This window comes from Extensimonas perlucida, from assembly GCF_007655255.1.
GTDB classification, from domain to species: domain Bacteria; phylum Pseudomonadota; class Gammaproteobacteria; order Burkholderiales; family Burkholderiaceae_C; genus Extensimonas; species Extensimonas perlucida.
Genome location: NZ_VMYE01000012.1, coordinates 20057 through 46748, shown reverse-complemented (window position 1 = coordinate 46748; position 26692 = coordinate 20057). Strand labels below are relative to the sequence as shown.

At 66.8% G+C, this 26692-nt stretch carries 20 protein-coding genes and 1 tRNA gene; 10 read left to right on the top strand and 11 right to left on the bottom strand.

Annotated features, from left to right (window positions below):
- Positions 1-11: 11 nt before the first annotated feature.
- Together lolA and FK527_RS11120 are read right to left on the bottom strand one after the other, a co-directional pair.
- A complete protein-coding gene (gene lolA, locus FK527_RS11125; RefSeq protein WP_144733615.1) occupies positions 12-644 on the bottom strand; it encodes an outer membrane lipoprotein periplasmic chaperone LolA in 633 nt (210 codons plus the stop codon).
- A gap of 4 nt (positions 645-648) precedes the next feature.
- Entirely contained in the window at positions 649-2979 is a 2331-nt protein-coding gene (locus tag FK527_RS11120; RefSeq protein ID WP_144733612.1) for a DNA translocase FtsK, read from the bottom strand.
- A 223-nt stretch (positions 2980-3202) separates the two neighbouring features.
- Between FK527_RS11120 and trxB the strand changes: the two genes are divergently transcribed.
- From trxB to efp, 3 genes are all read left to right on the top strand, one after another.
- The gene (trxB, locus tag FK527_RS11115) at positions 3203-4156 is read left to right on the top strand and encodes a thioredoxin-disulfide reductase (protein ID WP_144733609.1); all 954 of its coding nucleotides are present in this window, start codon (positions 3203-3205) and stop codon (positions 4154-4156) included.
- 64 nt (positions 4157-4220) lie between these two features.
- Positions 4221-4297 (top strand) — tRNA-Val (locus FK527_RS11110).
- A 142-nt stretch (positions 4298-4439) separates the two neighbouring features.
- The gene (gene efp / locus FK527_RS11105) at positions 4440-4994 is read left to right on the top strand and encodes an elongation factor P (RefSeq protein ID WP_144733606.1); all 555 of its coding nucleotides are present in this window, start codon (positions 4440-4442) and stop codon (positions 4992-4994) included.
- Between the two features lie 86 nt (positions 4995-5080).
- Here the strand turns inward: efp and rimO are convergent, their stop codons facing one another.
- The 4 genes from rimO to nadC all read right to left on the bottom strand — a co-directional run bounded on the left by rimO (position 5081) and on the right by nadC (position 9304).
- Positions 5081-6508, bottom strand: coding sequence for a 30S ribosomal protein S12 methylthiotransferase RimO (gene rimO, locus FK527_RS11100; RefSeq protein WP_144733603.1), 1428 nt, complete (start codon positions 6506-6508; stop codon positions 5081-5083).
- A gap of 76 nt (positions 6509-6584) precedes the next feature.
- A complete protein-coding gene (phaR, locus tag FK527_RS11095) occupies positions 6585-7109 on the bottom strand; it encodes a polyhydroxyalkanoate synthesis repressor PhaR (protein ID WP_144733600.1) in 525 nt (174 codons plus the stop codon).
- 171 nt (positions 7110-7280) lie between these two features.
- Entirely contained in the window at positions 7281-8429 is a 1149-nt protein-coding gene (nadA, locus tag FK527_RS11090; protein ID WP_144733597.1) for a quinolinate synthase NadA, read from the bottom strand.
- Positions 8426-9304, bottom strand: coding sequence for a carboxylating nicotinate-nucleotide diphosphorylase (gene nadC, locus FK527_RS11085; RefSeq protein ID WP_144733594.1), 879 nt, complete (start codon positions 9302-9304; stop codon positions 8426-8428). The genes nadA and nadC overlap by 4 nt, the downstream gene beginning before the upstream one ends.
- Before the next feature lie 70 nt (positions 9305-9374).
- Here nadC and panB point away from each other — a divergent pair, with 70 nt between their 5' ends.
- The 6 genes from panB (at position 9375) to FK527_RS11055 (ending at position 17635) form a co-directional block, all read left to right on the top strand.
- A complete protein-coding gene (gene panB / locus FK527_RS11080) occupies positions 9375-10268 on the top strand; it encodes a 3-methyl-2-oxobutanoate hydroxymethyltransferase (protein ID WP_144733591.1) in 894 nt (297 codons plus the stop codon).
- A 61-nt stretch (positions 10269-10329) separates the two neighbouring features.
- Positions 10330-11187, top strand: coding sequence for a pantoate--beta-alanine ligase (gene panC, locus FK527_RS11075; protein WP_144733588.1), 858 nt, complete (start codon positions 10330-10332; stop codon positions 11185-11187).
- 202 nt (positions 11188-11389) lie between these two features.
- Positions 11390-13006 (top strand): MFS transporter, encoded by a 1617-nt coding sequence (locus FK527_RS11070; RefSeq protein WP_144733585.1) that lies wholly within the window; start codon positions 11390-11392, stop codon positions 13004-13006.
- Positions 13007-13197: 191 nt separating this feature from the next.
- Positions 13198-14841: an MFS transporter gene (locus tag FK527_RS11065; RefSeq protein ID WP_144733582.1), complete on the top strand. Its 1644-nt coding sequence runs from the start codon at positions 13198-13200 to the stop codon at positions 14839-14841.
- 53 nt (positions 14842-14894) lie between these two features.
- Positions 14895-16109 carry an HlyD family secretion protein gene (locus tag FK527_RS11060; protein WP_144733579.1) on the top strand — a complete coding sequence of 405 codons (1215 nt, stop codon included), beginning with the start codon at positions 14895-14897 and terminating at the stop codon, positions 16107-16109.
- Positions 16106-17635 carry an efflux transporter outer membrane subunit gene (locus tag FK527_RS11055; RefSeq protein WP_144733576.1) on the top strand — a complete coding sequence of 510 codons (1530 nt, stop codon included), beginning with the start codon at positions 16106-16108 and terminating at the stop codon, positions 17633-17635. The genes FK527_RS11060 and FK527_RS11055 overlap by 4 nt, the downstream gene beginning before the upstream one ends.
- A 140-nt stretch (positions 17636-17775) precedes the next feature.
- On the opposite strand, the gene FK527_RS11050 is transcribed toward FK527_RS11055, so the two are convergent.
- Together FK527_RS11050 and FK527_RS11045 are read right to left on the bottom strand one after the other, a co-directional pair.
- Positions 17776-18270 carry an aminoacyl-tRNA deacylase gene (locus tag FK527_RS11050; protein WP_144733573.1) on the bottom strand — a complete coding sequence of 165 codons (495 nt, stop codon included), beginning with the start codon at positions 18268-18270 and terminating at the stop codon, positions 17776-17778.
- Between the two features lie 42 nt (positions 18271-18312).
- Positions 18313-19374: an aldo/keto reductase gene (locus FK527_RS11045; protein WP_144733570.1), complete on the bottom strand. Its 1062-nt coding sequence runs from the start codon at positions 19372-19374 to the stop codon at positions 18313-18315.
- Positions 19375-19492: 118 nt separating this feature from the next.
- Between FK527_RS11045 and FK527_RS11040 the strand changes: the two genes are divergently transcribed.
- A complete protein-coding gene (locus tag FK527_RS11040) occupies positions 19493-20413 on the top strand; it encodes an alpha/beta fold hydrolase (RefSeq protein WP_144733567.1) in 921 nt (306 codons plus the stop codon).
- 56 nt (positions 20414-20469) lie between these two features.
- On the opposite strand, the gene FK527_RS11035 is transcribed toward FK527_RS11040, so the two are convergent.
- The 3 genes from FK527_RS11035 to FK527_RS11025 are packed head-to-tail and all read right to left on the bottom strand — an operon-like array spanning position 20470 to position 26486.
- A complete protein-coding gene (locus FK527_RS11035; protein ID WP_144733563.1) occupies positions 20470-22020 on the bottom strand; it encodes an efflux transporter outer membrane subunit in 1551 nt (516 codons plus the stop codon).
- On the bottom strand, positions 22017-23264 hold the full coding sequence (locus tag FK527_RS11030) for an efflux RND transporter periplasmic adaptor subunit (protein WP_144733560.1): 1248 nt from the start codon (positions 23262-23264) through the stop codon (positions 22017-22019). Before FK527_RS11030 ends, FK527_RS11035 begins: the two co-directional genes overlap by 4 nt.
- A 12-nt stretch (positions 23265-23276) precedes the next feature.
- Positions 23277-26486 (bottom strand): efflux RND transporter permease subunit, encoded by a 3210-nt coding sequence (locus FK527_RS11025; protein WP_144733557.1) that lies wholly within the window; start codon positions 26484-26486, stop codon positions 23277-23279.
- Between the last annotated feature and the right edge of the window lie 206 nt (positions 26487-26692).

The window sequence follows — 26692 nt, the reverse complement described above, 5'->3', positions numbered from 1 at the left end:
GTTGCGCGGCCTCACTGCCGCAGCACGTCGGCGCCCGCAGGCGGCTTGAAGGCGAAGGTGCCCGGCGGCAGCGCAGGCAGGGTCTGCACGTGGCTGAAGCGGATCAGCGAGCGCTGACCGAAGCTGTCGAGGATGTCCAGCGCCGCGAGTTGCTCGCCCGCGAAACCCACGCGCACGCGCTGCAGCTGCCCGTCCTGGGTTTTGGGCGTGGCCTGCACCCATTCGAGCCCGTCCTGTGCGGGCACGTCTTCGAGCGTGAACTGCGCGCGCAGCGCACCGAGGTCGGCCGCAGACGCCAGCAAAGCCGCGGGCGTGCTGCCCAGCGCGTCGGCCTGCTTGCGCTGCGTGACCTGGTTCAAGTCTGCGTCGTAGAGCCACAGCGTCTGCCCGTCGGCCACGATGGTTTGCGCAAACGGCTTTTGGTAGATGAACTTGAAGCGCCCCGGGCGCTGGAAGGTGAAGCTGCCGCTCGAGGTCTTGCTGCGCGCAGCCTGCCCTTCTTTTGCGGGCATGGTCACGACCTGCGTGAATTCGGCCTGGCCGGCCTGCGTGCCTTGCAGGAATTTTTCCAGGCTTTTGAGGCCGCTAGCGCCCGCCAATTGGGCGCTTGCAGCTATCAAAACAGTAACTATCGCTCTTTTCAACACATCACTCCTCGCGCCCGGGCACGAGCACGTCGCGCTGGCCGCTCGTGGTCAGGCTGCTCACCAGGCCGGCTTTTTCCATGTCTTCGAGCAAGCGCGCCGCGCGGTTGTAGCCTATGCGCAGCTTGCGCTGCACGTACGAGATGCTGGCCTTGCGGTCCTTGAGCACGATGGCCACGGCCTGGTCGTACATGGGGTCTTTTTCGTCGCTTTCACCCCCTTCGCCAAAGGCATCCGCCTCGCCCTCGGCGGCGGCGCCCTCGAGCACGCCGTCGATGTAGTCGGGCTCGCCCTGGCTTTTGAGGTAGCTGACCACGCGGTGCACCTCCTCGTCGCTCACAAAGGCGCCGTGCACGCGGATCGGCAGGCCCGTGCCGCTGGCCATGTAGAGCATGTCGCCCATGCCCAGCAGCGCTTCGGCGCCCATCTGGTCGAGGATGGTGCGGCTGTCGATCTTGCTGCTCACCTGGAAGGCGATGCGCGTGGGGATGTTGGCCTTGATCAGGCCCGTGATCACATCGACGCTGGGGCGCTGCGTGGCCAAAATCAAATGGATACCCGCGGCGCGCGCCTTTTGCGCGAGGCGCGCGATCAGCTCCTCGATCTTCTTGCCCACCACCATCATCAGGTCGGCGAGCTCGTCGATCACCACCACGATGTAAGGCAGGCGCTGCAGCGGCTCGGGCTCCTCGGGCGTGAGGCTGAAAGGGTTGGCAATGGCCTCGCCGCGCGCCTTGGCCTCGTCGATCTTGGCGTTGTAGCCCGCGAGGTTGCGCACGCCCAGCTTGCTCATGAGTTTGTAGCGCCGCTCCATCTCGCCCACGCACCAGTTCAGGCCCTGCGCGGCCTGCTTCATGTCGGTGACCACGGGCGCGAGCAGGTGCGGGATGCCCTCGTACACCGACATTTCGAGCATCTTCGGGTCGATCAGCAGCAGACGCACGTCGCGCGCCTCGGCCTTGTAGAGCAGCGACAGAATCATGGCGTTGAGCCCGACCGACTTGCCCGAGCCCGTGGTGCCGGCCACGAGCACGTGCGGCATTTTGGCCAGATCGGCCACCACGGGCTTGCCCACGATGTCCTTGCCCAGCCCCATGGTGAGCAGCGACTTGGCCTCGTGATAGACCTGCGAGCCCAGAATTTCCGCGAGCCGGATCGACTGGCGCTTGGCATTGGGCAGCTCCAGCGCCATGTAGTTCTTGCCCGGAATCGTCTCGATCACGCGGATCGACACCAGGCTCAGCGAACGCGCCAAGTCCTTGGCCAGACCGACGATCTGCGCGCCCTTCACGCCCGTGGCGGGCTCTATCTCGTAGCGCGTGATCACGGGCCCCGGCATGGCCGCGACCACCTGCACCTCGACGCCAAAGTCGCGCAGCTTTTTCTCGATCAGGCGGCTGGTCATCTCCAGCGTCTCGGGCGCGACGGTTTCCTGGCGCTGCAAGGGCGCATCGAGCAAATCGACCTGCGGCAGCGGGCTGTCGGGCAACTCGGTGAACAAGGGCTTTTGCCGCTCTTTCACCACACGCGCGCTGGGTGGCGCCTGTTCCTGTACGGGCTCGATGATCTGCACGGGCTGCGGATGCGCCCCCTCGACTTCGCTACGCTCTTCGCGCACCACCTCCTCGCGCTCGCGCGCGGCACGCCGGCCCTCGGCCATGTCCTGCGCGGCCTCGCGCGAGCTGCGGCGCGATTGCACCAGGGCATCGATGCGCGCACCCAGTGCCTCGGCCACCGAGCCCCAAGAAAAATCCAGCACCAGCGTCACACAGAGCACCACGGCCACGATGCCCAGCAGTGCCGAGCCCGTGGCGCCGAACCACTGCATCGCCAGCGGGCCGACCACGGCCCCGAGCACGCCGCCGGCGCTCCCCGGCAGCCAGTGCTCCAGCCGGTACAGGCGCGACCACTCGAGCGCCGTGCTCGCGCCCAGCAGCAGTGCCAGCCCGCCCCAAAACACTACGCGGCGCTGCCACGCAGGCGCCTCGCCGGGCGCCGGCGCGCCGCCGCGCATCCAGCGCGCGAGCGCCGCCATCCAGGCGCGCAGCGCAGCGAGCGCGCACCACCAGACCGAAACACCCAGCAAAAAATAGCTGCCATCGGCCAGCCACGCGCCCACGCGCCCGCCCCAATTCGCCACCATGCCATTGCTGCCAGAGCCCGAAGTGGACCAGGCGGCGTCCTGCTGCGAATAGCTCAGCAGCGCCAGCAACCAGAACACCAGCAGCACAAAGCCCACGAAAAGGCCGAATTCGTAACCGAAGCGCGCAGCCCCCGAGCGCGGGGCCGGCCCAGTGCGGGACGAGGCATTCAAGGTGTTGAGCGAGTACGTCATAGGCAGGCAATCAGCAGGCGATGAGCTTACCCGATGCGCAGGCGCCGCCGGTAGCGCCTGGTAACGACGCGGACGGCATCGCCGCGCGCTGCTGCGCAAAGCCCGCCCGCCGGTTTTTACAATCACTGCGATAGGCAAATCTTGCCCCCACGACGCGCACCGCGCCCGCTTTTTGGCCGATACTGGCGCGCATACCATCCACCCCAATTCCACCGCACACACCATGTCCAGCACCCCACACGCACAAGTTCTGATCCTCGGCTCGGGCCCGGCGGGCTACACGGCGGCGATCTATGCCGCGCGCGCCAATCTGCGCCCCATGCTGATCACGGGCATCGCCCAGGGTGGCCAGCTCATGACCACGACCGAGGTGGACAACTGGCCCGCCGACGTGAACGGCGTGCAAGGGCCCGAGCTGATGCAGCGCTTTCAGGCGCACGCCGAGCGCTTTGGCACGCAGATCGTGTTCGACCATATCCACAAGGTCGATTTCAGCCGGCGCCCGTTCACGCTCACGGGCGACAGCGGCACTTACACCTGCGACACACTGGTCATCGCCACGGGCGCCTCGGCCAAGTACCTGGGGCTGCCTTCGGAGCAGGCCTTCATGGGCAAGGGCGTGTCGGGCTGCGCGACCTGCGACGGCTTTTTCTACCGCGACCAGGATGTGTGTGTGGTGGGCGGCGGCAACACCGCCGTCGAAGAGGCCCTGTACCTCTCGAACATCGCGCGCAAGGTCACCGTGGTGCACCGGCGCGACAAGTTCCGTGCCGAGCCCATCATGGTGGACAAGCTGATGGAAAAAGTCGCCGCGGGCAAGATCGAGCTCAAGCTCTTTCACACCCTGGACGAAGTGCTGGGCGACGACAGCGGCGTGACGGGCATTCGCATCAGGAACGTGCAAAACGGCAGCACCGAGGAGATCGCACTGCAAGGCTGCTTCATCGCGATCGGCCACGCGCCCAACACCGGCATTTTCGAGGGCCAGCTCGCCATGGAAAACGGCTACATCCTCACGCAGGGCGGGCACAAGGGCTTTGCCACACAAACCAGCGTGCCCGGCATTTTTGCCGCCGGCGACGTGCAGGACCACGTCTATCGCCAGGCCATCACGAGTGCCGGCACGGGCTGCATGGCGGCGCTCGATGCGCAGCGCTTTCTGGAGCAGCAGGGCTGACAGGGCGGAAAAAAGGCGAGCACCGTGTTTTTGCTGCTACAATTGCGGTTTCCCGAAAAGACCCAGGCGCGTAGCTCAGCTGGTTAGAGCACCACCTTGACATGGTGGGGGTCGTTGGTTCGAGTCCAATCGCGCCTACCACATTCCGCAATCCCGAATCGCGTCGCCAGACGCGCGCGTGCATCAAGGCAACGCATGGCGCGTTGCCAGGTCGCACCCCAAAAAAGCGCTGACCATGCACCACTGCTCTTGAACCGAGCAGCACACCCCCAAGCTAGCAGCCATGAAAATCGCTCAAGAAATCCGTGCCGGCAATGTCATCATGCACGGCAAAGACCCTATGGTCGTGCTCAAGACCGAATACTCGCGCGGCGGCCGCAACTCGGCCACCGTGCGCATGAAGCTCAAGAGCCTGATCGCCAACTTCAACACCGAAGTCGTGTTCAAGGCCGACGACAAAATCGACAACATCGTGCTGGAAAAAAAGGAGTGCACCTACTCCTACTTCGCCGATCCGATGTACGTCTGGATGGACACCGACTACAACCAGTACGAGGTCGAGGCCGAAAACATGGGCGACGCGCTCAACTACCTCGAAGAAGGCATGCCCGCCGAGGTAGTGTTTTATGAAGGCAAGGCCATTTCGGTCGAATTGCCAACTTCGGTGGTGCGCGAAGTGACCTGGACCGAGCCCGCCGTCAAGGGCGACACTTCGGGCAAGGTGCTCAAGCCCGCAAAGATCTCCACGGGTTTCGACGTGCCAGTGCCGATCTTCGTCGAACAAGGCGACAAGATCGAAATCGACACACGCACGGCGGAATACCGCAAGCGCGTTTGAACTGACGCCCCGACCCAACAAAAAGGCTTCCCTCGGGAAGCCTTTTTGTTGGGCGCGCAGCGCTCACAACGCGCCGCCGCACACCCTCACACCGGCTGCGCCACGAGGTCATGCCCCTGCGTGCCTACGATGCGCGCGCGCGTGAATTCGCCCACCTTGAGCGTCTTGCTGATTTTTTCCGGCGGCAGCAGGTGCACCACGCCGTCGATTTCGGGCGCGTCGGCATAGCTGCGGCCCGTGCCGCCTTTCTTGCCCTGGTTGGGCGCCGTATCGACGAGCACCTGCAGGGTCGTGCCCACGCGGCGCTGCAGCTTGGCCACGGAAACCTGCTCGGCCACGGCCATGAAACGCGCGCGGCGCTCCTCGCGCAGTTCGGGCGGCAGCATGCCGGATAAGTCGTTGGCCGCGGCGCCGGCGACATCGCTGTAGGCGAAGCAACCCGCGCGGTCGATCTGCGCGGCGCGCACGAAGTCGAGCAGGTGCGCGAACTCCTCCTCGGTTTCACCGGGAAAACCCGCGATGAAGGTGCTGCGGATCACCAGCTCCGGGCACATTTCACGCCAGCGCGCGATGCGCTCGAGGTTCTTCTCGCCGCTTGCGGGGCGCTTCATGCGCTGCAGCACCGCGGGGTGGCTGTGCTGGAAGGGCACGTCGAGGTAGGGCAGCACCAAGCCTTCGGCCATGAGCGGGATCAGCGCATCGACGCTCGGGTACGGATAGACGTAATGCAGCCGCACCCAGGCGCCGTGCGCCGCGGCCAGTTCGCCGAGCGCCTGCACGAGCTCGAGCGTGCGCGTCTTGATCGGCTTGCCGTCCCAAAAGCCCGTGCGGTAGTGCACATCGACGCCGTAGGCCGAGGTGTCCTGGCTGATCACGAGCAGCTCTTTGACGCCGCCCTCAAACAGCGCGCGCGCCTCGTTCAGCACCTCGCCCACGGGGCGCGACACCAGATCGCCGCGCATCGAGGGGATGATGCAAAAGGTGCAGCGATGGTTGCAGCCCTCGCTGATTTTGAGGTAGGCATAGTGGCGCGGCGTGAGCTTGAGCCCCGCGACGCCGAAGCCGCCGGGCACGAGGTCGGTGAACGGATCGTGCGGCTTGGGCAGGTGCTGATGCACCGCGTCCATGACCTCTTGCGTGGCGTGCGGGCCCGTGACGGCAAGCACGCGCGGGTGCAGCTCGCGCACCAGGTTGTCGCCCTTGCTGTCCGTGCGCGCGCCCAGGCAGCCCGTGACGATGACCTTGCCGTTTTCGGCCAGCGCCTCGCCAATGGTGTCCAGGCTTTCCTGTACGGCCTCGTCGATGAAGCCGCAGGTGTTGACGATCACGAGGTCTGCGCCCGCGAAGGTCTTGGAGGTTTCGTAGCCCTCGGCGCTCAGCTGCGTGAGGATCAGCTCCGAATCCGTGAGCGCCTTGGGGCAGCCGAGGCTCACGAAGCCGATGCGCGGCGCTGCAGAGCTACCGGAAGACGTACTGGAAGAGGAAAGAGAAGAAGTCGAGGAGGCAGCATTCATCCTGGTATTGTCCCCGATGGGGCGCCCCTTGGGGCGTCATTGCGGGGCTCGCAATGACGACGATCTTTCAGGTGCTTCAACGCTTGAGACCGAACGCGCCCAGCATCTGCTCGGTCTGCTTTTGCATTTGTGCGAGCGCTTTTTGCGACTGCTCGACGTAGTTGCCCATCATGCCGGTGAGCATGGGCGACTGCAGGCTCATGAACTGCGTCCACATCTCGGGCGTGAGGTTTTTCGCCTGTTCGGTGAGTTTGGCCTGCAGTTCGGTGAAGGCCTGGATGTTCTTTTCGAGGTAGGCCCCCATGAAGCCCTGCATGGCGTGGCCGTAAAAGCGGATGATGTTTGCGAGCACGGCTTCGGTGAGGATGGGCGCGCCGCCAGCTTCTTCTTCGAGGATGATCTGCAGCAGGATGCTGCGCGTAAGGTCTTCACCCGTTTTGGCGTCGCGCACGACGAAGTCCTCGTGCGCCATGACGAGCTGGCGCACCTCGTCGAGCGTGATGTAGGTCGAAGTGCCCGTGTCGTACAAGCGGCGATTGGGGTATTTTTTGATCACCCGCGCCGCCGGCTTGGCGGTGCGGGCGTCTTTGGCTTCAGGCACGAAGGTGTCCTCCTTGGATACTCGGGTTTTCGCTTTGCAGCCGATTTTAGAAAGCCCACGTCGCCGCAGGAACGAAGGATTACCCTGACGCGCGCGGCCGCCAAAATCAATGCCAAATCGGCCACAGAGGCACTACCATCGGGCGCAAGAAGCTATCCAATAGTGAGCATCTCAGGCCGCACCTATGCTCGGCACGAGGCGCAGCGCCGGCTGGCCCTGGCGCAGCGCCGCGGTGAAGGCCAGCATGCGGTCTATGGGCACGCGCGCGCGCGGGATCAGCGCCGGGTCGACTTGCACCGCGTTTGCGCCCGTTTCGAGCACCTGCGCCACGCCGGCCAGGCTGTTCATCGCCATCCAGGGGCAATGCGCGCAGCTCTTGCAGGTGGCGCTGCGGCCGGCCGTGGGCGCCTCGTAAAACACCTTGCCGGGGTTGAGCGTGCGCAGCTTGTGCAGCATGCCGTTGTCGGTGGCGACGATGAATTCTTGCGCCTCGAGCTCGCGCGCCGCGCGCAGGATGCCCGAGGTCGAACCCACGAAGTCCGCGAGCGCGATGACCTCGGCCGGGCTTTCGGGGTGCACGAGCACCATGGCGCCGGGGTGTTCCTTCTTGAGCGCGGCGAGCTCGAAGGCCTTGAACTCGTCGTGCACGATGCAGGCGCCGTTCCAAAACACCATGTCGGCGCCGGTTTCGGCGCGGATGTAGTCGCCCAGGTGGCGGTCGGGCGCCCAGAGGATTTTGTGGCCCTGGTCTTTGAGCGCACGCACGATGTCGAGCGCGCAGCTCGAGGTGACGAGCCAGTCGGCGCGCGCCTTCACGGCGGCGCTGGTGTTGGCATAGACGACCACGGTGCGGTCAGGGTGCGCGTCGCAAAAGGCGTTGAACGCTTCGATCGGGCAGCCGAGGTCGAGCGAACAGGTCGCGTCGAGGTCGGGCATGAGCACGGTTTTTTCGGGCGAGAGGATTTTGGCCGTCTCACCCATGAAGCGCACCCCAGAGACCACCAGCGTCTGCGCCGGATGGTCGCGCCCGAAGCGCGCCATTTCGAGCGAGTCGCTCACGATGCCGCCGGTCTCCTCGGCCAGGTCTTGCAAGTCGGGGTGCACGTAGTAGTGCGACACCATGACGGCGTTGCGCTCCCGGAGCAGGCGGCGGATTTTGTCCTTGAGTGCGGCGCGCTCGGCGGGGCCGGGCTCGGGCGGCACGCGCGCCCAGGCGTGTTTGGTGGAGCACACCGGCCCGCCTTCGAGGCGATCGACGGGCTGCTCGTACTCGACGTCCTTGAGCGGGGCCGAAACGGGAATCACGGATGTGGTGGTCATGAAAGCTCCTGCAGGCGCATCGAATAGTCGATCGCCTCGATGTCCTTGGTCAAGGTGCCTATGGAGATGCGATCCACGCCGGTTTCGGCCAGCGCGCGCAGGTTCGCGAGCGTAACGCCGCCCGAGATTTCGAGCACGGCGCGGCCCGCGTTGATGCGCACGGCCTCGCGCAGCGTGGGCAAGTCCATATTGTCGAGCAGCACCATGGTGGCGCCCGCGTCCAGCGCCTCGTGCAGCTGCGCGAGCGTCTCGACCTCGATCTGGATGAACTTTGCACGCGCCGCAACCTGCTGCGCTGTTTGTAGCACGGCACGCACGCCACCTGCTGCGGCGATGTGGTTTTCCTTGATGAGTACGGCGTCGTACAAGCCGATGCGGTGGTTGGTGCCGCCGCCCGTGCGCACGGCGTACTTCTGCGCGAGGCGCAGGCCCGGCAAGGTCTTGCGCGTATCGACGATGCGCGCACGCGTGCCCTGCACCGCCTCCACATACCGCGCGGTTTTGGTCGCCACGGCCGAGAGCAGCTGCAAAAAGTTGAGTGCCGTGCGCTCGGCGCTGAGCAGCGCGCGCGCCTGACCTTGCACTTCGAGCACGACCTGCTCGGGCGCGCAGCGCTGGCCCTCGGCCACGTGCCAGGTGATCTGCACGTTGGGGTCGAGCGCGCGCAGCGCCGCCTCGACCCAGGGCGCACCGCAGACCACCGCGGCCTCGCGCGCGAGGATACGCGCGTGCGCCCGGCGCTCGGCAGGAACCAGCGCCGCGGTCAGGTCACCCGGGCCTACATCCTCCGCCAGCGCACGCGCCACATCGGTTTGCGCGAGTGCCTGCACCGCGACAGCGGAAGAAAAGTCGAAGTCGATGTTGGAACTTGTCATGGGGCGAGCATAGCGGCTTCGGCTTGGCATAGACTCTCGCCCAGTTTTTCAACCCCAGACTGGAGCTGCCATGTCCGCTACCGAATCGACCTCCAGCGCTTCCGGCGCCACGCCCTACGGCACCATTCCGCCCGCCTCGCCGCTGCCACAGCGCCGCCCCGTGAGCCTGCCGCGCCTCGCGCAGATGCGCGCCGCGGGCGAAAAAATCACCATGCTCACGGCCTACGACGCCACCTTCGCCGCCGTGGCCGACGCCGCGGGCGTGGAGTGCATCCTCGTGGGCGACTCGCTCGGCATGGTCTGCCAGGGGCTGCCCAGCACCGTGGGCGTGACACTCGCCACCATGGTCTATCACACCGAAAGCGTGGCGCGCGGGCTGCACCGCGTGCAGGGCACCTCCTGGCTGGTGGCCGACCTGCCCTACGGCACCTACGCCGAAAGCCGCGAACAGGCGCTGCGCAGCGCCTGCGCGCTGATGCAGGCGGGTGCGCACATGGTCAAAATCGAGGGCGGTGGCTGGATCACGCCGACGGTGGAATTCCTCGTGCAGCGCGGCATCCCCGTCTGCGGCCACCTGGGCCTGACGCCGCAAACCGTGCATGCGCTCGGCGGCTACCGCGTGCAGGGCAAGTCGGACGCCGCCGCGCGCACGTTGCGCCAGCACGCGCACGAGCTGCAGGAAGCCGGCGCGGCCATGCTCGTGCTCGAAATGGTGCCCGCCGCGCTCGCCGCCGAAATCACCACCGAACTGCAGCACTGCCACACCATAGGCATAGGCGCGGGCAAGGGCACGGCCGGCCAAGTGCTGGTGCTGCACGACATGCTGGGCATGAACCTCGGCAAGATGCCCAAATTCGTGCACAACTTCATGCAGGACGCAGGCAGCGTGCGTGGCGCGATCGAGGCCTACGTGCACGCCGTGAAGGAGGGGCGCTTCCCCGACGACGCAATGCACGCCTGGTGAATACCCCATTCGACCGCTGTACCGCCCTGCTGTACCGCCCTTCCTGCCCCTTCCCTCTCGTATGCTGATCACCCGCTCCATCCCCGAACTGCGCCAAGCCCTGTCCGCCTACCACCGTCCTGCGTTCGTGCCCACCATGGGCAATCTGCACGAAGGGCATCTTTCGCTCGTGCGCCAGGCCAAGCCGCTGGGCGACGTGACAGTGGTGAGCATCTTCGTGAACCGCCTGCAGTTTTTGCCGCACGAAGACTTCGACAGCTACCCGCGTACCTGGGAGGCCGACTGCGACAAGCTGCGCGCCACGGGCTGCGACATCGTCTTTGCGCCGCGCGAGAGCGACATGTACCCCGAGCCGCAGACCTTCAAGGTGCAGCCCGACCCGCGCCTGGCCGACATCCTCGAAGGCCAGTTCCGCCCCGGGTTTTTCACGGGCGTGTGCACCGTGGTGATGAAGCTGTTCCTCGCGGTGTTTTTTGGCCAGCGTGAAGGCGTGGCCGTGTTCGGGCAAAAGGACTACCAGCAACTCATGGTGATCCGCCAGATGGTGCGGCAGTTCGCGCTACCGATTCAGGTGCACGCAGGGCAGACCTGCCGCGCCGAAGATGGCCTCGCGCTGAGCTCGCGCAACCACTACCTGGGCCCCGCCGAGCGCGCGGAGGCGCAGGCCCTCGCGCAGGCGCTGCGGCAGCTCGCCGAGCGCTGGTGCGCGGCACGCACGGCCGGCGCCCTCGACGCCGCCGCACTCGAGCAACAGGCCATGGACGCGTTGCGTGCGCGCGGCTGGCAGCCTGACTACCTCACGGTGCGCCGCCGCTGCGACCTGCAACCCGCCACGGCTGCCGATGCACCGGGCACGCTCGTCGCGCTCGGTGCCGCGCGCCTGGGCAGCACGCGGCTGATCGACAACCTCGAGTTCTGAGAGGCCGACCCGCTGCCGCAGTGAAGGGACGTGGAGGTCCGCACCCGCAAGACAAGGCAAAAGCGCGGCGCACAAGCAGCATTCGCCCGAACGGGCTAGAATTTTTCTGCACTGCTTTTGCACCGGCGCGGTGGCAATAAGCCTGTCGTCCGACAGGCACGCAAACCCGCACACAGCACCCGATTGCCGCGCCTCTCCACCCATGATCCCTTACGCTCCGCGCGAATGGCGGCCCGAAGAGCGGCCGATGATGCCCGGCTCGCCCTCCACGCCGGCGCATCCGCCGCACCTGCGGCTGGCCTACGGCATCGTGGGCTGCCTGATCGCCGTCACGGGGGGCATGAGCAATGCGCTCGTCACGGCCTACCAGCAATATTTGCAAGGCGCGCTCGGCGCCTACAGCGCAGAAATCGCCTGGCTGCCCGCGGCCTACGTCATGACCAACGTGTCGATGAACCTGCTGCTGGTCAAGTTTCGCCAGGAATTCGGCCTGCGGCTGTTCACCGAGATATTTCTGGTCCTCTACGCCCTGGTGGCTTTCGGGCACTTGTTCGTCAACGACCTGAGCTCGGCCCTGGCCGTGCGCGCCGCCCATGGCATGACGGGCGCGGCGCTCAGCTCGCTGGGCATGTACTACACCATGCAGGCTTTTCCCGGCGCGCATCGCATACGCGGTCTGGCGCTGGCCTTGGGCATGTCCTCGCTGGCGCTGCCGCTGGCGCGCATTCTGCCGTTCGAGCTGCTGTCGTTTGCCGAGTGGCGCGGCCTGTACCTGTTCGAGATGGGGCTGTCGCTGATCTGCCTGGGCTGCGTGCTGCTGCTCAAACTGCCGCCCGGCGACCAGTACAAGGTGTATGAGAAGCTCGACTTTCTCACCTTCATCCTGTTCGCGCCGGGCATGGCGCTGCTGTGCGGCGTGCTGTCTCTTGGGCGTACCCTGTGGTGGTTCGAGACGCCGTGGCTGGGCTGGGCGCTCGCGGGCGCCATCGTCTTGCTGACGGCGGCCTTGATCATCGAGCACTTGCGCCGCAACCCCTTGATCAATGTGGGCTGGTGGGGCAGCAGCAACATGATCCGGCTGGCCATGCTCGTGGTCATGGTGCGCTTCGGGCTCTCGGAGCAATCGACCACGGGTGCCGTGGGCCTGATGCAAGCCATGGGCCTGAGCCTGGAGCAGATGCACCCCATGTTCATGGCGATGTTGCTGGGCACGCTTGCGGGCGTCGTCACCAGCGCGCTCACGCTCCAGCGCGAGCACCTGAGCGCGCCCATCATCATCGCGCTGGCCATGATCATGGTGGGCGCGCTGATGGACGCGCATGCCAGTAACCTCACCCGCCCCTATGAAATGGAAACCAGCCAGTTTTTGCTGGCGTTCGGCGGCGCACTGTTTCTGGCGCCGGCCATGCTGCAGGAGCTCGGCGCGGTGCGCACCGAACCGCGCAACCTGGTGAGCTTTTCCGTGCTGTTCAGCATCAGCCAGAACATGGGGGGGCTTTTCGGCTCGGCCCTGCTCGGCACCTTCCAGACCTGGCGCGAAAAATTCCACTCTAGCCACATCGTCGAGCACCTGAGCGCGCTGGAGCCGCAAGTCGCAGCCCGCCTGCAGCAAGGCGCGGCGGCCTACAGGCGCGTCATCACCGACCCCGCACTGGACAACGCCCAAGGTGCCAATGCGCTCGCCGCTGCCGCCACGCGCGAAGCCAACGTGCTGGCCTACAACGACGTGTTCATGCTCGTGGCGGCCATTGCCGCAGCCACGCTGGCATTTTTGCTTGCCCAGGCGCTCCACAAGCGCCTGACCCGGGCCTCACAGTAGTTGCAGATGCGAAGTCGCCCACCTTGGGCAGGCGTGTCGCTTTCGCCATGCAAGTCCTCGCATTTGCGCACATGACAAAGATTGTCTGTGCAACAATCATTGGTTTGCGCATTTTTATCGTTTGATTCTGTGGCCCCATGCTCCGGGAGGGATGTCGAGGAGGCATGGCCGCACCTGGCTTTCGCGTCTCCATGAAAAATCCTTTCGCCCCCCGCCAATGGCTGCCGCACGAACGGCCCATGATGCCCGGCTCGCCCTCGACGCCGCTGCATTCGCCCCCAAAACGCCTGGCCTACGCCGTCGTCGGCTTCATCATCACGCTCACGGGCGGCCTGAGCAATGCGCTCGTCACGGCCAACCAGCAGAATCTGCAAGGCGCCTTGGGCGTTTTCACGGCGGAAATCGCCTGGTTGCCCGCCGCCTACGTGATGACCAACGTGTCCATGAACCTGCTGCTCGTCAAATTCCGCCAGGAATTCGGCCTGCGCCTGTTCACCGAGGTTTTTCTCGTACTTTATGCCCTGATCACCTTCGGCCACCTGTTTGCCAACGATCTGGGTTCTGCCCTGGCCGTGCGTGCGGCCCACGGCATGACGGGTGCGGCGCTCAGTTCGCTGGGCATCTATTACACCTTGCAGGGATTTCCGCCGGCCTGGCGCATGCGCGGCATGGCCTACGGGGTGAGCCTGACGGCGCTGGCGCTGCCGTTCGCGCGCATCCTGCCTGTGGAAATGCTGGAGTTTTCGGAGTGGCGCGGGCTGTATCTGTTCGAGCTCGGCCTGTCGCTGATCTCGCTGGGCTGTGTGCTGCTGCTCAAGCTGCCGCCCGGCGACCGCGTGAAAACCTTCGAAAAGGCCGACTTCATCACCTTTGTGCTGTTTGCCCCCGGCATGGCGCTGCTGTGTGCGGTGCTGTCGCTGGGCCGCACGCTGTGGTGGTTCGACACGCCCTGGATAGGCTGGGCCCTGGCGGGCGGCATCGCCCTCGTGGCCACGGCCATCTACTACGAGCACCACCGCACCAACCCGCTCATCAACCTGCGCTGGTGGGTCAGCCCCGGCATGCTGCGCATGGGTTTGCTGATGGCCCTCGTGCGCTTCGTGCTCGCCGAACAATCGACCACGGGCGCGGTCGGGCTGATGCAGGCCATGGGCCTGGGCGTGGAGCACATGCAGCCCATGTTTCATGCGATGTTCGCCGGCACGGTGGCGGGCATCGTGGTGTGCACCCTGACGCTCAATCCACAACGCCTGATGCTGCCCGTGGTGCTGTCGCTGCTCATGATCATTGTGGGTGCCTGGATGGACTCTCAGGCAACCAACCTCACACGGCCCGCGCAAATGGTGCTGAGCCAGTTCCTGCTGGCCTTTGGCGGCACGTGGTTTCTGGCGCCCGTGATGTTCCTCGAGATCGGCAGCATCCTCGCCCAGCCGCGCAACCTGATCAGCTTCATCGTGCTGTTCGGCATCAGCCAGAACCTGGGCGGATTGCTCGGCTCGGCCATGCTCGGCACCTTCCAGACCTGGCGCGAGAAATTCCACTCGAGCCACATCGTCGAGCACCTGAGCCTGCTGGAGCCGCAAGTCGCCGCACGCATCCACCAGGGCAGCAGCCTCTACAGCCACACCACCACCGATCCGGTGCTGAACAATGTGCAAGGCATGGCCAGCCTGGCCGCGGCGGCCACGCGCGAAGCCCACGTGCGCGCCTACAACGACGTCTTCCTGCTCGTCGCGGCCATTGCCGCACTGGTTCTGTTCTTCGTATTGGCGCAGGCCCTGTGGCTGCGCCTCAGCAAGCCCAAGGCCGTGCCGGCTGCAGCGGCAGCCCGCTGACCTTGGTCAATCCCTTTCCTGCTCGGCCCCACAATCATTTGCACACTACAACCATGAGCAACCCACCCTCCTCTTCTCCCGCTGCGGCCACTGCGCCCACGGCAGCCGGCCCTGCCGCTGCGGCACCACCACCGGCCGTACCTCCCAGCCCATCGACGCCGGTCACGCCCGCAGAAAACCGCAAGCGCCTGGTCATGGCCTTCATTTTTGCGCTCGTCGCCCTTGCGGGCGTACTGGTGGTGCTCTACGCCTGGAGCCTGCCGCCCTTCACCACCCCCATCGAAAGCACGGAAAACGCCCAGGTGCGCGGCCAGGTCACCCTGATCAGCCCCCAGGTGAGCGGCTACGTGGTCGATGTGCCGGTGCAGGACTTTCAGAGCGTGCACCATGGCGAGCTGCTCGTGAAGATCGACGACCGCATCTACCGCCAGCGTGTGGCCCAGGGCGAGGCGCAAGTCGCCACGGCCAAGGCGGCGCTCGCCAACGCCCAGCAGCAGCGCCGCAGTGCCGAGGCCGCGATCGCCCAAGCCAAGGCCGGGGTGCAAAGCGCGCATGCCCAGGCGCTCAAGGCCGAGGCCGACTGGCGCCGCATCAAGGCCCTGGTGGCCGACGGTTCGCTCTCGGAACGCGAGCGCGACCAGACCTTTGCCGCGCACGCCCAGGCCACGGCGGGCGTGACGCAGGCCGACGCCGCGCTGCGCATCGCGCACGAGAATTTGCGCACCGTGGACGTCAACCGCGCCGCGCTCGAAGCCGCCGTCGCGAACGCGCAGGCGGCGCTGCAGCTCGCGCGCATAGACCTTGCCAACACCGAAATCCGTGCCCCGCGCGACGGCCGTCTGGGCCAGGTGACCGTGCGCGTGGGCGCCTACGTCACTGCGGGCACGCAGCTCACCGCGCTCGTGCCGCAGACCTTGTGGGTCATCGCCAACATGAAGGAAACGCAGATGGCCGACGTCGCCGTGGGCCAACCGGCATGGTTCACCGTCGATGCGCTCAACCACGCGCGCATCAACGGGCACATCGAGCGCATCTCGCCCGCGGCGGGCTCGGAGTTCAGCGTATTGCCGCCTGACAACGCCACGGGTAATTTCGTGAAGATCGCGCAGCGGATTCCCGTGCGCATCGCCATCGCCCCCGACCAGCCGCTGGCCGAGCGTCTGCGTCCGGGCATGTCGGTGGTGGTGAGCATAGACACGGCAGCGCGGCCCCAAAAGCCGGCTGGCAGCGCAGCGCAACCCACAGCGCCAGCGGAGCAAAAGCCATGAGCCGCCTCGCCTCTGCGCAGCTGTTCGCATCGGCGCAGCGCCTTGCATCGGGTCTGCTCTGCGCCCTGCTGCTCGCCGGCTGCACCCTGCCGCCGCAGCCGGCGCCGCCAGCGACGCTGCAAATGCCCGGCGGCTGGCGCGCGCCCAACACCACGGGCACCACCACAGGCTCCACGCCTGCCAGCGCGGCGGCGGCCCAGATTTCTGCGCAGTGGTGGCAGACGTTTGGCGACCCCGTGCTCGATGACGTGGTGGCGCGCGCCTTGGCGCAAAACACCGACCTGCGCGTGGCGCGCGCGCGTGTGGCCGAATACCAGGCGCGGCTGGACATCGCGCGCGCGGCCCAGGCGCCCGCTGTGAGCGGCAGCGCCCAGCCCGTGCTGCGCAGCCGCGCACGCACGCCCAGCGGCAGTTTTGCCGACACCACCGTGCACCAGGTCGGCGTGCAGGCCAGCTACGAAGTCGATCTGTGGGGCCGGTTGCGGAGCCTGAGCGATGCTGCGCTCGCCGACCTGCAAGGCCAGCAGGACGCGCTGGACGCCGCCGCGCTGTCGGTGGCCGCGCTGGCCGCGAGCGGCTACCTGAACCTGCGCAGCCTGGACGCGCAACTGCACATTGCACGGGTGACCCTGGCCACACGCAAGGAATCGCTGGACCGCGCCAAGCACCTGCTCGACACGGGCTACAACTCGCGCGCCGAATGGATCCAGTTCCAGTCGGACTACCTTGCCGCCGCCGCCGCCGTGCCCGCGCTCGAGCGCTCGGTCGCATTGCAGGAAAACGCGCTGCACCTGCTGCTGGGCGAAAACCCCGGCGACGTGGCGCGCGGCGCCGAGCTGACCGCGTTGCGCCTGCCCGCCGTCGACAGCGGCGTGCCGTCCGAGCTGCTGCGCCGCCGCCCCGACATCGCCCAGGCCGAGCAGCGCGTGGTGTCCGCCGACGCCAACCTCGCCGCCGCGCGCGACCAGCTGCTGCCGTCGCTGCAGCTCACGGCTGCGGGCACCTTGCAGGGCCTCAGCTGGGACCAGCTGTTCAACGCACCCTATCGGCTCTGGAGCATAGGCGGCAGCATCCTCACGCCCGTGCTGCAAGGCAACCGCCTGCGCGCCAGCACCGAAGTCGCTGCTGCGCAGCGCGACCAGGCGGTGTTCGCCTACGAACAATCCGTGCGCAACGCCTTTGCCGAAGTCGAAAACGCGCTCGCCTCCATCGACGCCCTGCAGCGACAGCTGGTGCAAACCGAAGCGCGCGAGCAGGCCTCGACCGAAGCCCTGCGCGTGGTGCGCAACCGCTACCGCAACGGCTACGCGAGCTACCTTGAAGAGCTCGACGCGCAGCGCACGAATTACGCGGCGCAGCAGGCCGTGGTGCAGACGCGCACCACGCTGCTCACGTCCTACGTCGATCTGTACCGCGCCCTGGGCGGCGGCTGGAGCGATGCCAGGGCCAGCGCCAACAGCAAGCCGAACGACGGCGCAACGCCCCAAACCCAGGCGAAAGCACCGGCCAGCACGGCGCAGCCTTGAGCCGGCACGGCCAAGGCGCCTTGGCTCGCGCACCGGCCTCGGACACGAGTTCCGTACACCTGCCGCGTGCGCCTGCGGCCCGCGAACTTGGCCCGCCCCTTGCGCCGTGCGCCGTGCGCCGTGCGCCGCAAGCCGGCGCGCTATTCGGCCAAGGCGCAGTGCACCGGCGTGGCACTGAGCAGGCGCACGCACACCTGCGGGTCTATACCCACGAGGAAGCCGCGCCGCCCGCCGTTGAGCACGATGCGCGGCAAGTCGAGAATGCTTTGCTCGACATACACCGGCATCCGCCGGCGCGTGCCAAACGGCGAAGTGCCGCCCACGAGGTAGCCGCTGTGGCGCTGCGCGACCTGCGGCTCGCAGGGCTCGACCGCCTTGGCGCCGATCTGGCGTGCGAGCTGCTTGGTGCTGACCGTGCGATTGCCATGCATGAGCACGATCAGCGGCCGCGCATCCTGGTCCTGCATGACCAGCGTCTTGACCACCATGAACGGATCGAGCCCCAGCATCTGCGCACTGTGCATGGCCCCGCCGTGCGGGGCGTAGTCGTAGGCGTGCTCGCTGAACGGCACCCCGTGCGCGCGCAAGAACGCGGTGGCCGGCGTTTCGCAGACATGGACGGTTTTCTTGGGCATGGCGGCTATCGATGGGCGTGAGGCGCTCTCTTTTTCAAAGTATCAAAGCGCTGGGTCACGCAGCTCCCAGCGGATCGCGTCGATCTCCTGCAGCAGCTCGGGCGCCAGCGCGGTGCCCCAGGCGTCGAGATTCTCTTCGAGCTGTGCGCGCGTGGTCACGCCAATGATGGTGCTTGCCACCTGCCACTTGGTGTAGCAAAACGCCAGCGCCATGCGCGTGGGCGTGAGGCCATGCGCACGCGCCAGCGCGTTGTAGCGCCGCGCGGCCTGCACCGCCTCGGGGCGCCCCCAGCGCTGCTTGCGCACCGACTCGTAGCTGGCAATGCGCGCACCCTGCGGCGCCTGCGGCCCCGTGGTGCCGCCGACGTCGTACTTGCCGGTGAGCAAACCGAAGGCAAGCGGCGAATACGCGAGCAGCGACACACCCAGGCGGTGGCAGGTTTCGTCCAGGCCGTTTTCCCAGGTGCGGTTGAGCAGGCAATACGGGTTCTGCGCCGTGGCCACGCGCGGCAAGCCGTGTTCCTCGGCCAGGCGCACGAACTCGTGCACGCCGTACGGCGTCTCGTTCGACAAGCCGATGTGGCGCACCTTGCCTGCGCGCACCAAGCCTGCGAGCGCTTCGAGCTGCTCGCGGATCGGCGTCTGCGAAGTTTCTTTCGCCGGGTCGTAATACAGGGTGCCGAACGCGGGCACGTGGCGCTCGGGCCAGTGAATCTGGTAGAGGTCGATCACATCGGTGCGCAGACGCCGCAGGCTGCCCTCGCACGAGGCTACGATGTCCGCTGCCGTGAGCCCCTTGCCCTCCCGAATCCAGGGCATGCCGCGCGAAGGACCGGCCACTTTGGTCGCAAGCACCACCTTCTGGCGCAAGCCAGGCTGCCGGGCAAACCAACGGCCAATGATGGACTCGGTCGCGCCATACGTTTGCGCACGCGCGGGCACGGCGTACATCTCGGCCGTGTCGATGAAGTTCACGCCACGCTCGAGCGCCCGGTCGAGAATCGCATGTGCTTCGTCCTCGCCGACCTGCTCGCCGAAAGTCATGGTACCCAGGCAAATGGGGGTCACGCGCAGATCACTCTGGCCGAGGGGGATGGTGTTCATGGGGAAAGACTGAGGAAACGAAAGGAGCGACAAGTGTAAGGAACGCCCCACGCCAAGGATGCCCCGCGCTGTTTCCTGTTTGACAGCTGCCAGTGCAGCGATCCGAAATAATCCCCCCATGTACCAAGCCACCCGCCCCTCCCGCAGCGCATTCGTGCGCGTTCGTACCCTCGACTACCACGTGCGCCTGTGGGGCGAGGACGCTGATGCTCAAGCGCCGCCGCTCGTGCTGCTGCACGGCTGGATGGACGTGGCGGCTTCGTACCAGTTCGTGGTCGATGCGTTGGCGCAGGACTTTTTCCGCGCGCGCACCATCATCGCGCCCGACTGGCGGGGCTTTGGCCTGAGCAAGCCGCCTGCGCCCTGCGACCACTATCTGTTCGTCGATTACCTGGCCGATCTGGACTTTCTGCTCGACCATTTCGCGGGTGATCGGCCCGTGGACCTGGTTGGGCACAGCATGGGCGGCAATGTGGCCATGCACTACGCGGGTGCGCGCCCGGGGCGCATCCGACGCCTGATCGACCTCGAAGGCTTCGGCATGCCCGCCACCGACCCGCGCACGGCGCCGGCCCACTATGCAACGTGGATGGACGAGGTCAAGCTGCTGCACCAGGGCAAGATGGCGTTGCAAAGCTACGACGGGCCCGAGGGCGTAGCGCAGCGCCTGAGCAAGACCAATCCGCGCCTCTCCTCCGACAAGGCCGGATGGCTCGCGCGCCACTGGGCGCAGCCGGGCGAGGACGGGCGCTGGCGCATCCTGGGCGACCCGGCGCACAAGGTTGTGGGCGCCTACCGCTCGCGCGTGGAGGAGGTGCTGGCGCTTTATGCCGCCATCAGCGCGCCCACCTTGGTCGTCGAGGCAAGCGACAACGGATTGCACAAGTGGTCGGGCGACACCTACACGCTGGAGGAATTCCACGCGCGCCTGCGCCATGTGCGCGACTGCCGCCGCATGGTGGTGCCGGATGCGGGCCACATGCTGCACCACGACCAGCCCGAGGCCGTGGCGCGCTTGATCGAGCAATTCGTTTTATAGGCCAAATAGGCCACTTGCGTTCTACGAGTCTGCGCAAGCAGCTATCGTTTTTGTAATTATGGCGTGGCGTTTGTTTTGCCTGGCCGAGTGGCCACGGCAGCGGACACGCAAGCCGCCTGCGCGCCCTGCGCTTGCGGTGCGCACCAGTCGCCGCCCAGCGCCTTGACCAGGAACACCGCCGTTTGCAGGCGCTGGCCTTGCACCTGGGCGAGCTGGCGCTCGGCGGCGAGCAGCGATTGCTGGGCCGTGATGACGTCGAGGAAGGTGCTGGCGCCGCCCTCGTAGCGGTAGGCGGCCATGGTGCGCACCTGGCGCGCGGCATCGACGGCGCTTTGCGCCTTGACGCTCGCGCGCTCGAGCGCCGCGAGGCCGGTGATGCCGTCTTCGACCTCCTGCATCGCGGCAAGTACCACGCGCCGGTAGCTCGCGACGGTGCCCTCATACCCGGCCTGCGCGAAATCGACGTTCGCACGGATGCGCCCGCCGTCGAACACGGTCTGCACGGCCGTCACGCCCAGCGACCACAGCATGCTCGGTGCGTCGAACAGCACGGAACTGCGGTTGCTGCTGTCCACACCCAACGCCGCGCCCAGCGTGACGCTGGGGAAAAACGCCGCCTTGGCCACGCCGATCTGCGCGTTCGCCGCGGCCATGGCGCGCTCGGCCGCGGCGACGTCGGGGCGGCGCTCGAGCACGTCCGAAGGCAGACCGAGCGGCACGGCGGGTGGCGTGATGGGCTGCACTGCCGCACCGATGGTGAAGTTGGGCGCGGGCTGGCCGATCAGCGCGGCGATGGCGTGCTCGTATTGCGCGCGTTGCTTTTTCAGCAGATCGACCTGCGCGAGCGTGCCCTCGAGCAGCGCGCGCTGCTGCGCCACGTCGATGCCGGGAACGGCGCCGAGGTCGTGGCGCGCGGTGACGAAGTCGAGCGCGCGGCGCTGCCAGTCGATCGAGCGCTGCACCACGTCGAGCTCGATGTCGGTCGCACGCAGGTTGAAATAGTTGCTCGCCAAGTCGGCCGTGAGCAGCAGGCGCGTATTGCGCAAATCGGCCTCGGACTGCTGCGCCGCGGCCTGCGCGCCTTCGACGGCGCGCTGCACGCGGCCGAACAGGTCGGCCTCGTAGCTCGCGTTGAACTGCAGCAGGTAGTCGTTTTGCGTGGTGGCGTAATTGGGGTTGTTGTAATTGGTCAAGGGCCGGTTGGCCGAGATGCGCTGGCGCGCGTCGCGTGCCGTGAGGCCCACCTGGGGGTAAAGCGCTGCCGAGCTTGCGCCCACGAGTGCACGCGCCTGCGCGAGCCGCGCCGCCGCCAGCGCGAGCGTGGGGTTGCTCGCGAGCGCCTGGTCTTCGAGCGCATCCAGCTCGGTGTCGCCAAAGCGCTGCCACCACGGGCCTTTGTCGAGCGCATCGCCGGGCTGCGCCTCGCGCCAGGGTGCTTCGACCTTCCAGCTTACGGGCACGGTGACGTCGGGTTTGCGGTAGTCGGGCCCCACGGCGCAGGCCGCCAGCAAGGCGCAAGCGCAGGCGAGCGCACCAAAGCGCAGGCCACGCAAACTGCGCAGACGCCCCGCGCGTATGGTGCCGGGCCGCGTTTGCGCGCCCCTCATGCCGGCTCCTTCTTGCCAGGCTTGGCGCCTTCGGGTGCGGCGGCCTTGGGCGGCGCGATGGTCACGGTGTCGCCCTCGGCGAGCGCGTCCGACGGGTTGAGCACGAGCTGTTCATTCCCTTGCAGGCCGCTCAGTACCTCGATGCTGCCGCCATAGTTGCGCCCCAGCGTGACGGGTTGCAGGTGCACCTTGCCCTGCGCATCGACGATGGCCACGCGCGTGCCTTCGGCGCGAAACAGCAGCGCGTTTTCGGGCACGCTGAGCATCTTGCTCGGCGGCAGCGGCACTTCGACCTGCACGTAGGCGCCGGGCAGCAGGCTGCCGTCGGGGTTGGGCAAGGCGATTTCAACCTGCATCTGGCGCGTCGCAATGTCGATCGCGCCTGCCGTGCGCGCGACCTTGCCCTCGAACTTTTGGCCCTGCAGCTCGGCCTGCGTGACGATGACGGGCTGGCCCGGCTGGATGCGGCTGGCGTAGGACTGCGGCACGTTGACGTAGATGCGCAGCGGGTCGGTCTGCGCCATGGTGAAGAGCACGCGCCCGGCACCAGCGTCGATCAAATCGCCTACATCGACGTTGCGCCGCGTGACCACGCCGGCAAACGGCGCAAGCACGCGCTTGAAGCCCTCCATCTGGCGCAGGCGCTGCACGTTGGCCTCGGCGGCTGCGAGGTTGGCCGTGGCCGTGGCGACGGCGTTGCGGCGCTCTTCGAGGTCTTGCTGCGCGACCACGTCTTTTTGGCGCAAGGCCTCCCAGCGCTGCGCGGTGCTGCGCGCGAGCGCGAGGCTCGCGGCGGCCTGCTCGCGCGCGGCGATGGCCTGCGCGAGCTGCTGGTCGATTTCGGGCGTTTCGATTTCGGCGAGCAGCTCGCCTTGCTTGACGCGGCTGCCGATGTCGTGCGTCCAGCGCTTGAGGTAGCCGCTCACGCGCGCGGCGATCGACGCCTGCACATAGCCTTGCAAAGTGCCTGGCAGCGTCAGCGTCTGGCCTTTTTGCGGCAAGGTGGGCGTGGTGGTCAGCACGTACTGCGTGGATTGCTCGGCTGCGACTTTTTCGAGCGCGCTGGCGTTGGCGTGGCGCTGGTAGAGCGTGCGCGCCGCGCCGATCAGCAGCAGCAAGGCGACGACCACGAGGATGGCGCGCGTGCGCCGCACCATCTGCTGGCGCTTGAGCAGATCGTGGTGGCCTGTGCCATCGGTTTCGAGCGGGTGGATGGCCATTGCCGCGTGGCGTTGTTCGGTCATGGTTCAGCTTTCTTATGCGGTAGCGGGCGGCGGCGCTGCGGGGCCCCTGCCGTGGCCTTGGGCACGTTCGGCGCGCCGGGCACGCCAGCTGTGCACGGCGGCGAACACCGCAGGCACGAAAAACAGGGTGGACACGGTGGCGAGCAGCAGGCCGCCGATCACGGCGCGCCCGAGCGGCGCGTTCTGCTCGGCGCCTTCGCCCAGGCCCAACGCCATGGGGATCATGCCGATGATCATGGCCAGCGCCGTCATGAGCACGGGCCGGATGCGCGTGGCGCCAGCTTCGAGCGCCGCCGACAAGGGCGGTATGCCCGCGAGCAGCCGGTCGCGTGCGAACGACACGAGCAAGATACTGTTGGCCGTGGCCACGCCCATGGTCATGATGGCGCCCGTGAGCGCTGGCACGCTGAGCGTGGTGCCGGTGAGGAACAGCATCCACGCGATGCCCGCGAGCGCCGCGGGCAGCGCGGTGATGATGATGGCCGCGTCCAGCCAGGCCTGGAAGGTCACGACGATGAGCAGATACACGAGCACGATCGCCATCGCGAGCCCCACGCCCAGGCCCAGGAACGAGGACTGCATGGTCTGCACCTGACCGCGCGTTTGCACTTGGTTGCCGCGCGCGAGCTTGGGCCGCACGGCATCGACGCGTTTTTGCACCTGCGCGGCCACGCTGGCCAGGTCGGTGCCCTGCACGCTCACGAACACGTCGATCACGGGCGCAATGTTGTAGTGCGACACCACCGCGGGCTGGCGCGCGGGCCGCACATCGACGAGGTTGCCGAGCAGCTGCGGCGCACCGCCACCGGTGTTCACGGGCACGTTGAGCAGCGCGTCGAGCGAACCGATCTGGTACTGCGGCGCCTGCACGGCGAGGTTATAGACCACGCCGTTTTTTGGGTTGAGCCAGAAGGCGGGCGCAGTCTGCGAGCTGCCCGAGAGCGCGATCAGCACGTTCTGCCCCACGTTCGCCGCCGTCAAACCCACCTGCTGCAGGCGCGAGCGGTCCATCTGCAGCCTGAGCGCGGGCGCATCGAGGCGCTGGTGCACATGGGCATCGACCGCGCCGGGGATTTTGCGAATCTCCTTGACCAAGCCGGCCGCCAGCTGCGCGTTGCCTTCCATGTCGTTGCCGCTGAACTGAATGTCGATGGCTGCAGGCAGGCCGAAGTTCAGAATCTGCGTGACGATGTCCGCGGGCTGAAAGAAAAACTCCACGCCCGGAAAGCGCTTGGGCAACTCGGCGCGCAGCAGCGTGACGTATTCCTGCGTGGGCCGGTGGCCCTCGCGCAGCGCCATGAGCAGCTCGGCGTCTATGGTGCCGATCACGCCCGAATTGCTGTACGACAGGTTGATGCCGCTGTTGGGCACGCCCAGGTTGTCGAGGATGGTTTCGAGCTCGGCGGGCGGGATCATGCGGCGGATTTCGGCCTCGACCGCGTCGGCCAGGCGCGCCGTCTCCTCGATGCGTGTGCCGGTGGGCGCGCGCATGTGCAGGCGGATCTGCCCCGCGTCCACGCTGGGGAAGAAGTCACGCCCGAGCACCGGAAACAGCGCACACGAAAGCACGCAAAAGCCCAGAAACAGCGCAATGAAGCGCCCGCGGTGCGAGAGCACCGACGAGAGCACGAGCGCATACGCGCGGCGCACGTGCTCGAAGCGGCTGTCGAACGCGCGGTACACGCGCTGCAGCAGGCTCGCGCGCGGGCCTGCGCCGGCCGCCGCGTCACCGTGCGGCGTGTGCCCCGCGTGGCCCTTCATCATCAACATGACCAGCGTGGGCACCAGGGTGCGCGAGAGCAGGTACGAGGCGAGCATGGCAAACACCACGGCCTCGGCCATGGGCGTGAACAGATAGCGCGCCACGCCCGAGAGGAAAAACAAGGGCACGAACACGATGCAGATGCACAGCGTGGACACCAGCGCCGCCGAGCCGATCTCGCCCGCGCCGTCCATGATCGCGTCATGCAGGGACTTGCCCAGCCCCACGTGGCGCTCGATGTTTTCGATGGTGACGATGGCCTGGTCCACCAAAATGCCCACCGAGAGCGCGAGCCCGCCCAGCGTCATGAGGTTGAGCGTCTCACCGAGCACGTAGAGCAGCAGGATCGACGCGAGGATGGACAGCGGGATCGTCAGCGCGATGATCAGCGTGCTGCGCCAGTTGCCCAGAAATACCAGCACCATGGCCGCGGTGAGCGCCGCCGCGAGCAGCGCCTCGAACACCACGCCCTTGACGGCGGCCTTCACGAACACCGACTGATCGAACAGCGGCGTCACCTTGATGTCGGTCGGCATGGTCTGCACGGCCAGGGGCAGCATGGCGCGCAGGTTGTTCACGATGTCTATGGTCGAGGCGCCGCCGTTTTTCAGAATCGACAGCAGCACGCCGCGCACGCCGTCCTGGCGCACGATGTTGGTCTGCGGCGAGAAGCCGTCACGCACCTGCGCCACGTCGCGCAGGTAGGTCGTGGCGCCGTTGATGGTGCGCACGGGCAGATCGTTGAGCCCCTCGATCACGCCGGGCGAGCTGTTCATCGCCACGTTGTATTCGGTCGCGCCAATCTTGGCCGTGCCCGAGGGCAGGATCAAATTCTGCGAATTCACGGCGTTGACGACGTCGCTGGGCGCCAGGCCGCGCGCCTGCAGCGCCGGGATGTCCAGATCGACCGAAATCAGCCGCGTCTTGCCGCCGTAGGGATAAGGAATCGCCGTGCCCGGAATCGTCACGAGCTGCGGGCGCAGCTGGTTCACGGTGGCGTCGAACAGACGGTTTTCGGGCAGCGTGGGGCTGGAGAGCGCGAGCTGGATCACCGGGATGCTCGAAGCCGAATACTTGATGATGAGCGGCGGCGTGATGCCCGGCGGCAGCTGGCGCAACTGCGACTGCACGGCGGCCGCGGCTTGCGCCATGCCGGTCTGGATGTTCGCCGTGGGCTGGAAAAACATCTTGATCACCGACACCCCCGACAGCGACTGGGACTCGATGTGTTCGATGTCGCTGACCACCGTGGTCAGCGCGCGCTCGGTCTGACCGGCGATGCGCTGACCCACCTCATTCGGTGCGAGGCCGGTGTAATTCCAGATGATGCTGATCACCGGAATGTTGATTTCCGGGAAGATGTCGGTGGCCATCTTCAGTAGCACGAAGGGGGCTGCCAGCACGATCAGCATCGCCATGACGATGAAGGTGTACGGCCGGCGCAGAGCGATCGAGACCATGGGATGGCAGGAAGGAGGATGCGGAAAAAAGATGCGCCCTCCGAGGCAGAGAGCGCGGGCCGATGATAGATGCAAAAAATTTGCAAGCGTTTGCCGGTTATCGCCTATCCGAGCGTGCATCCTGGGCATTGCACAATGTGCGCGCCTTGCTTGCGCAAGGCTGCTGCGTTTTGCAAGCCAAAATAGCCTCTATCGCCCATGGAATA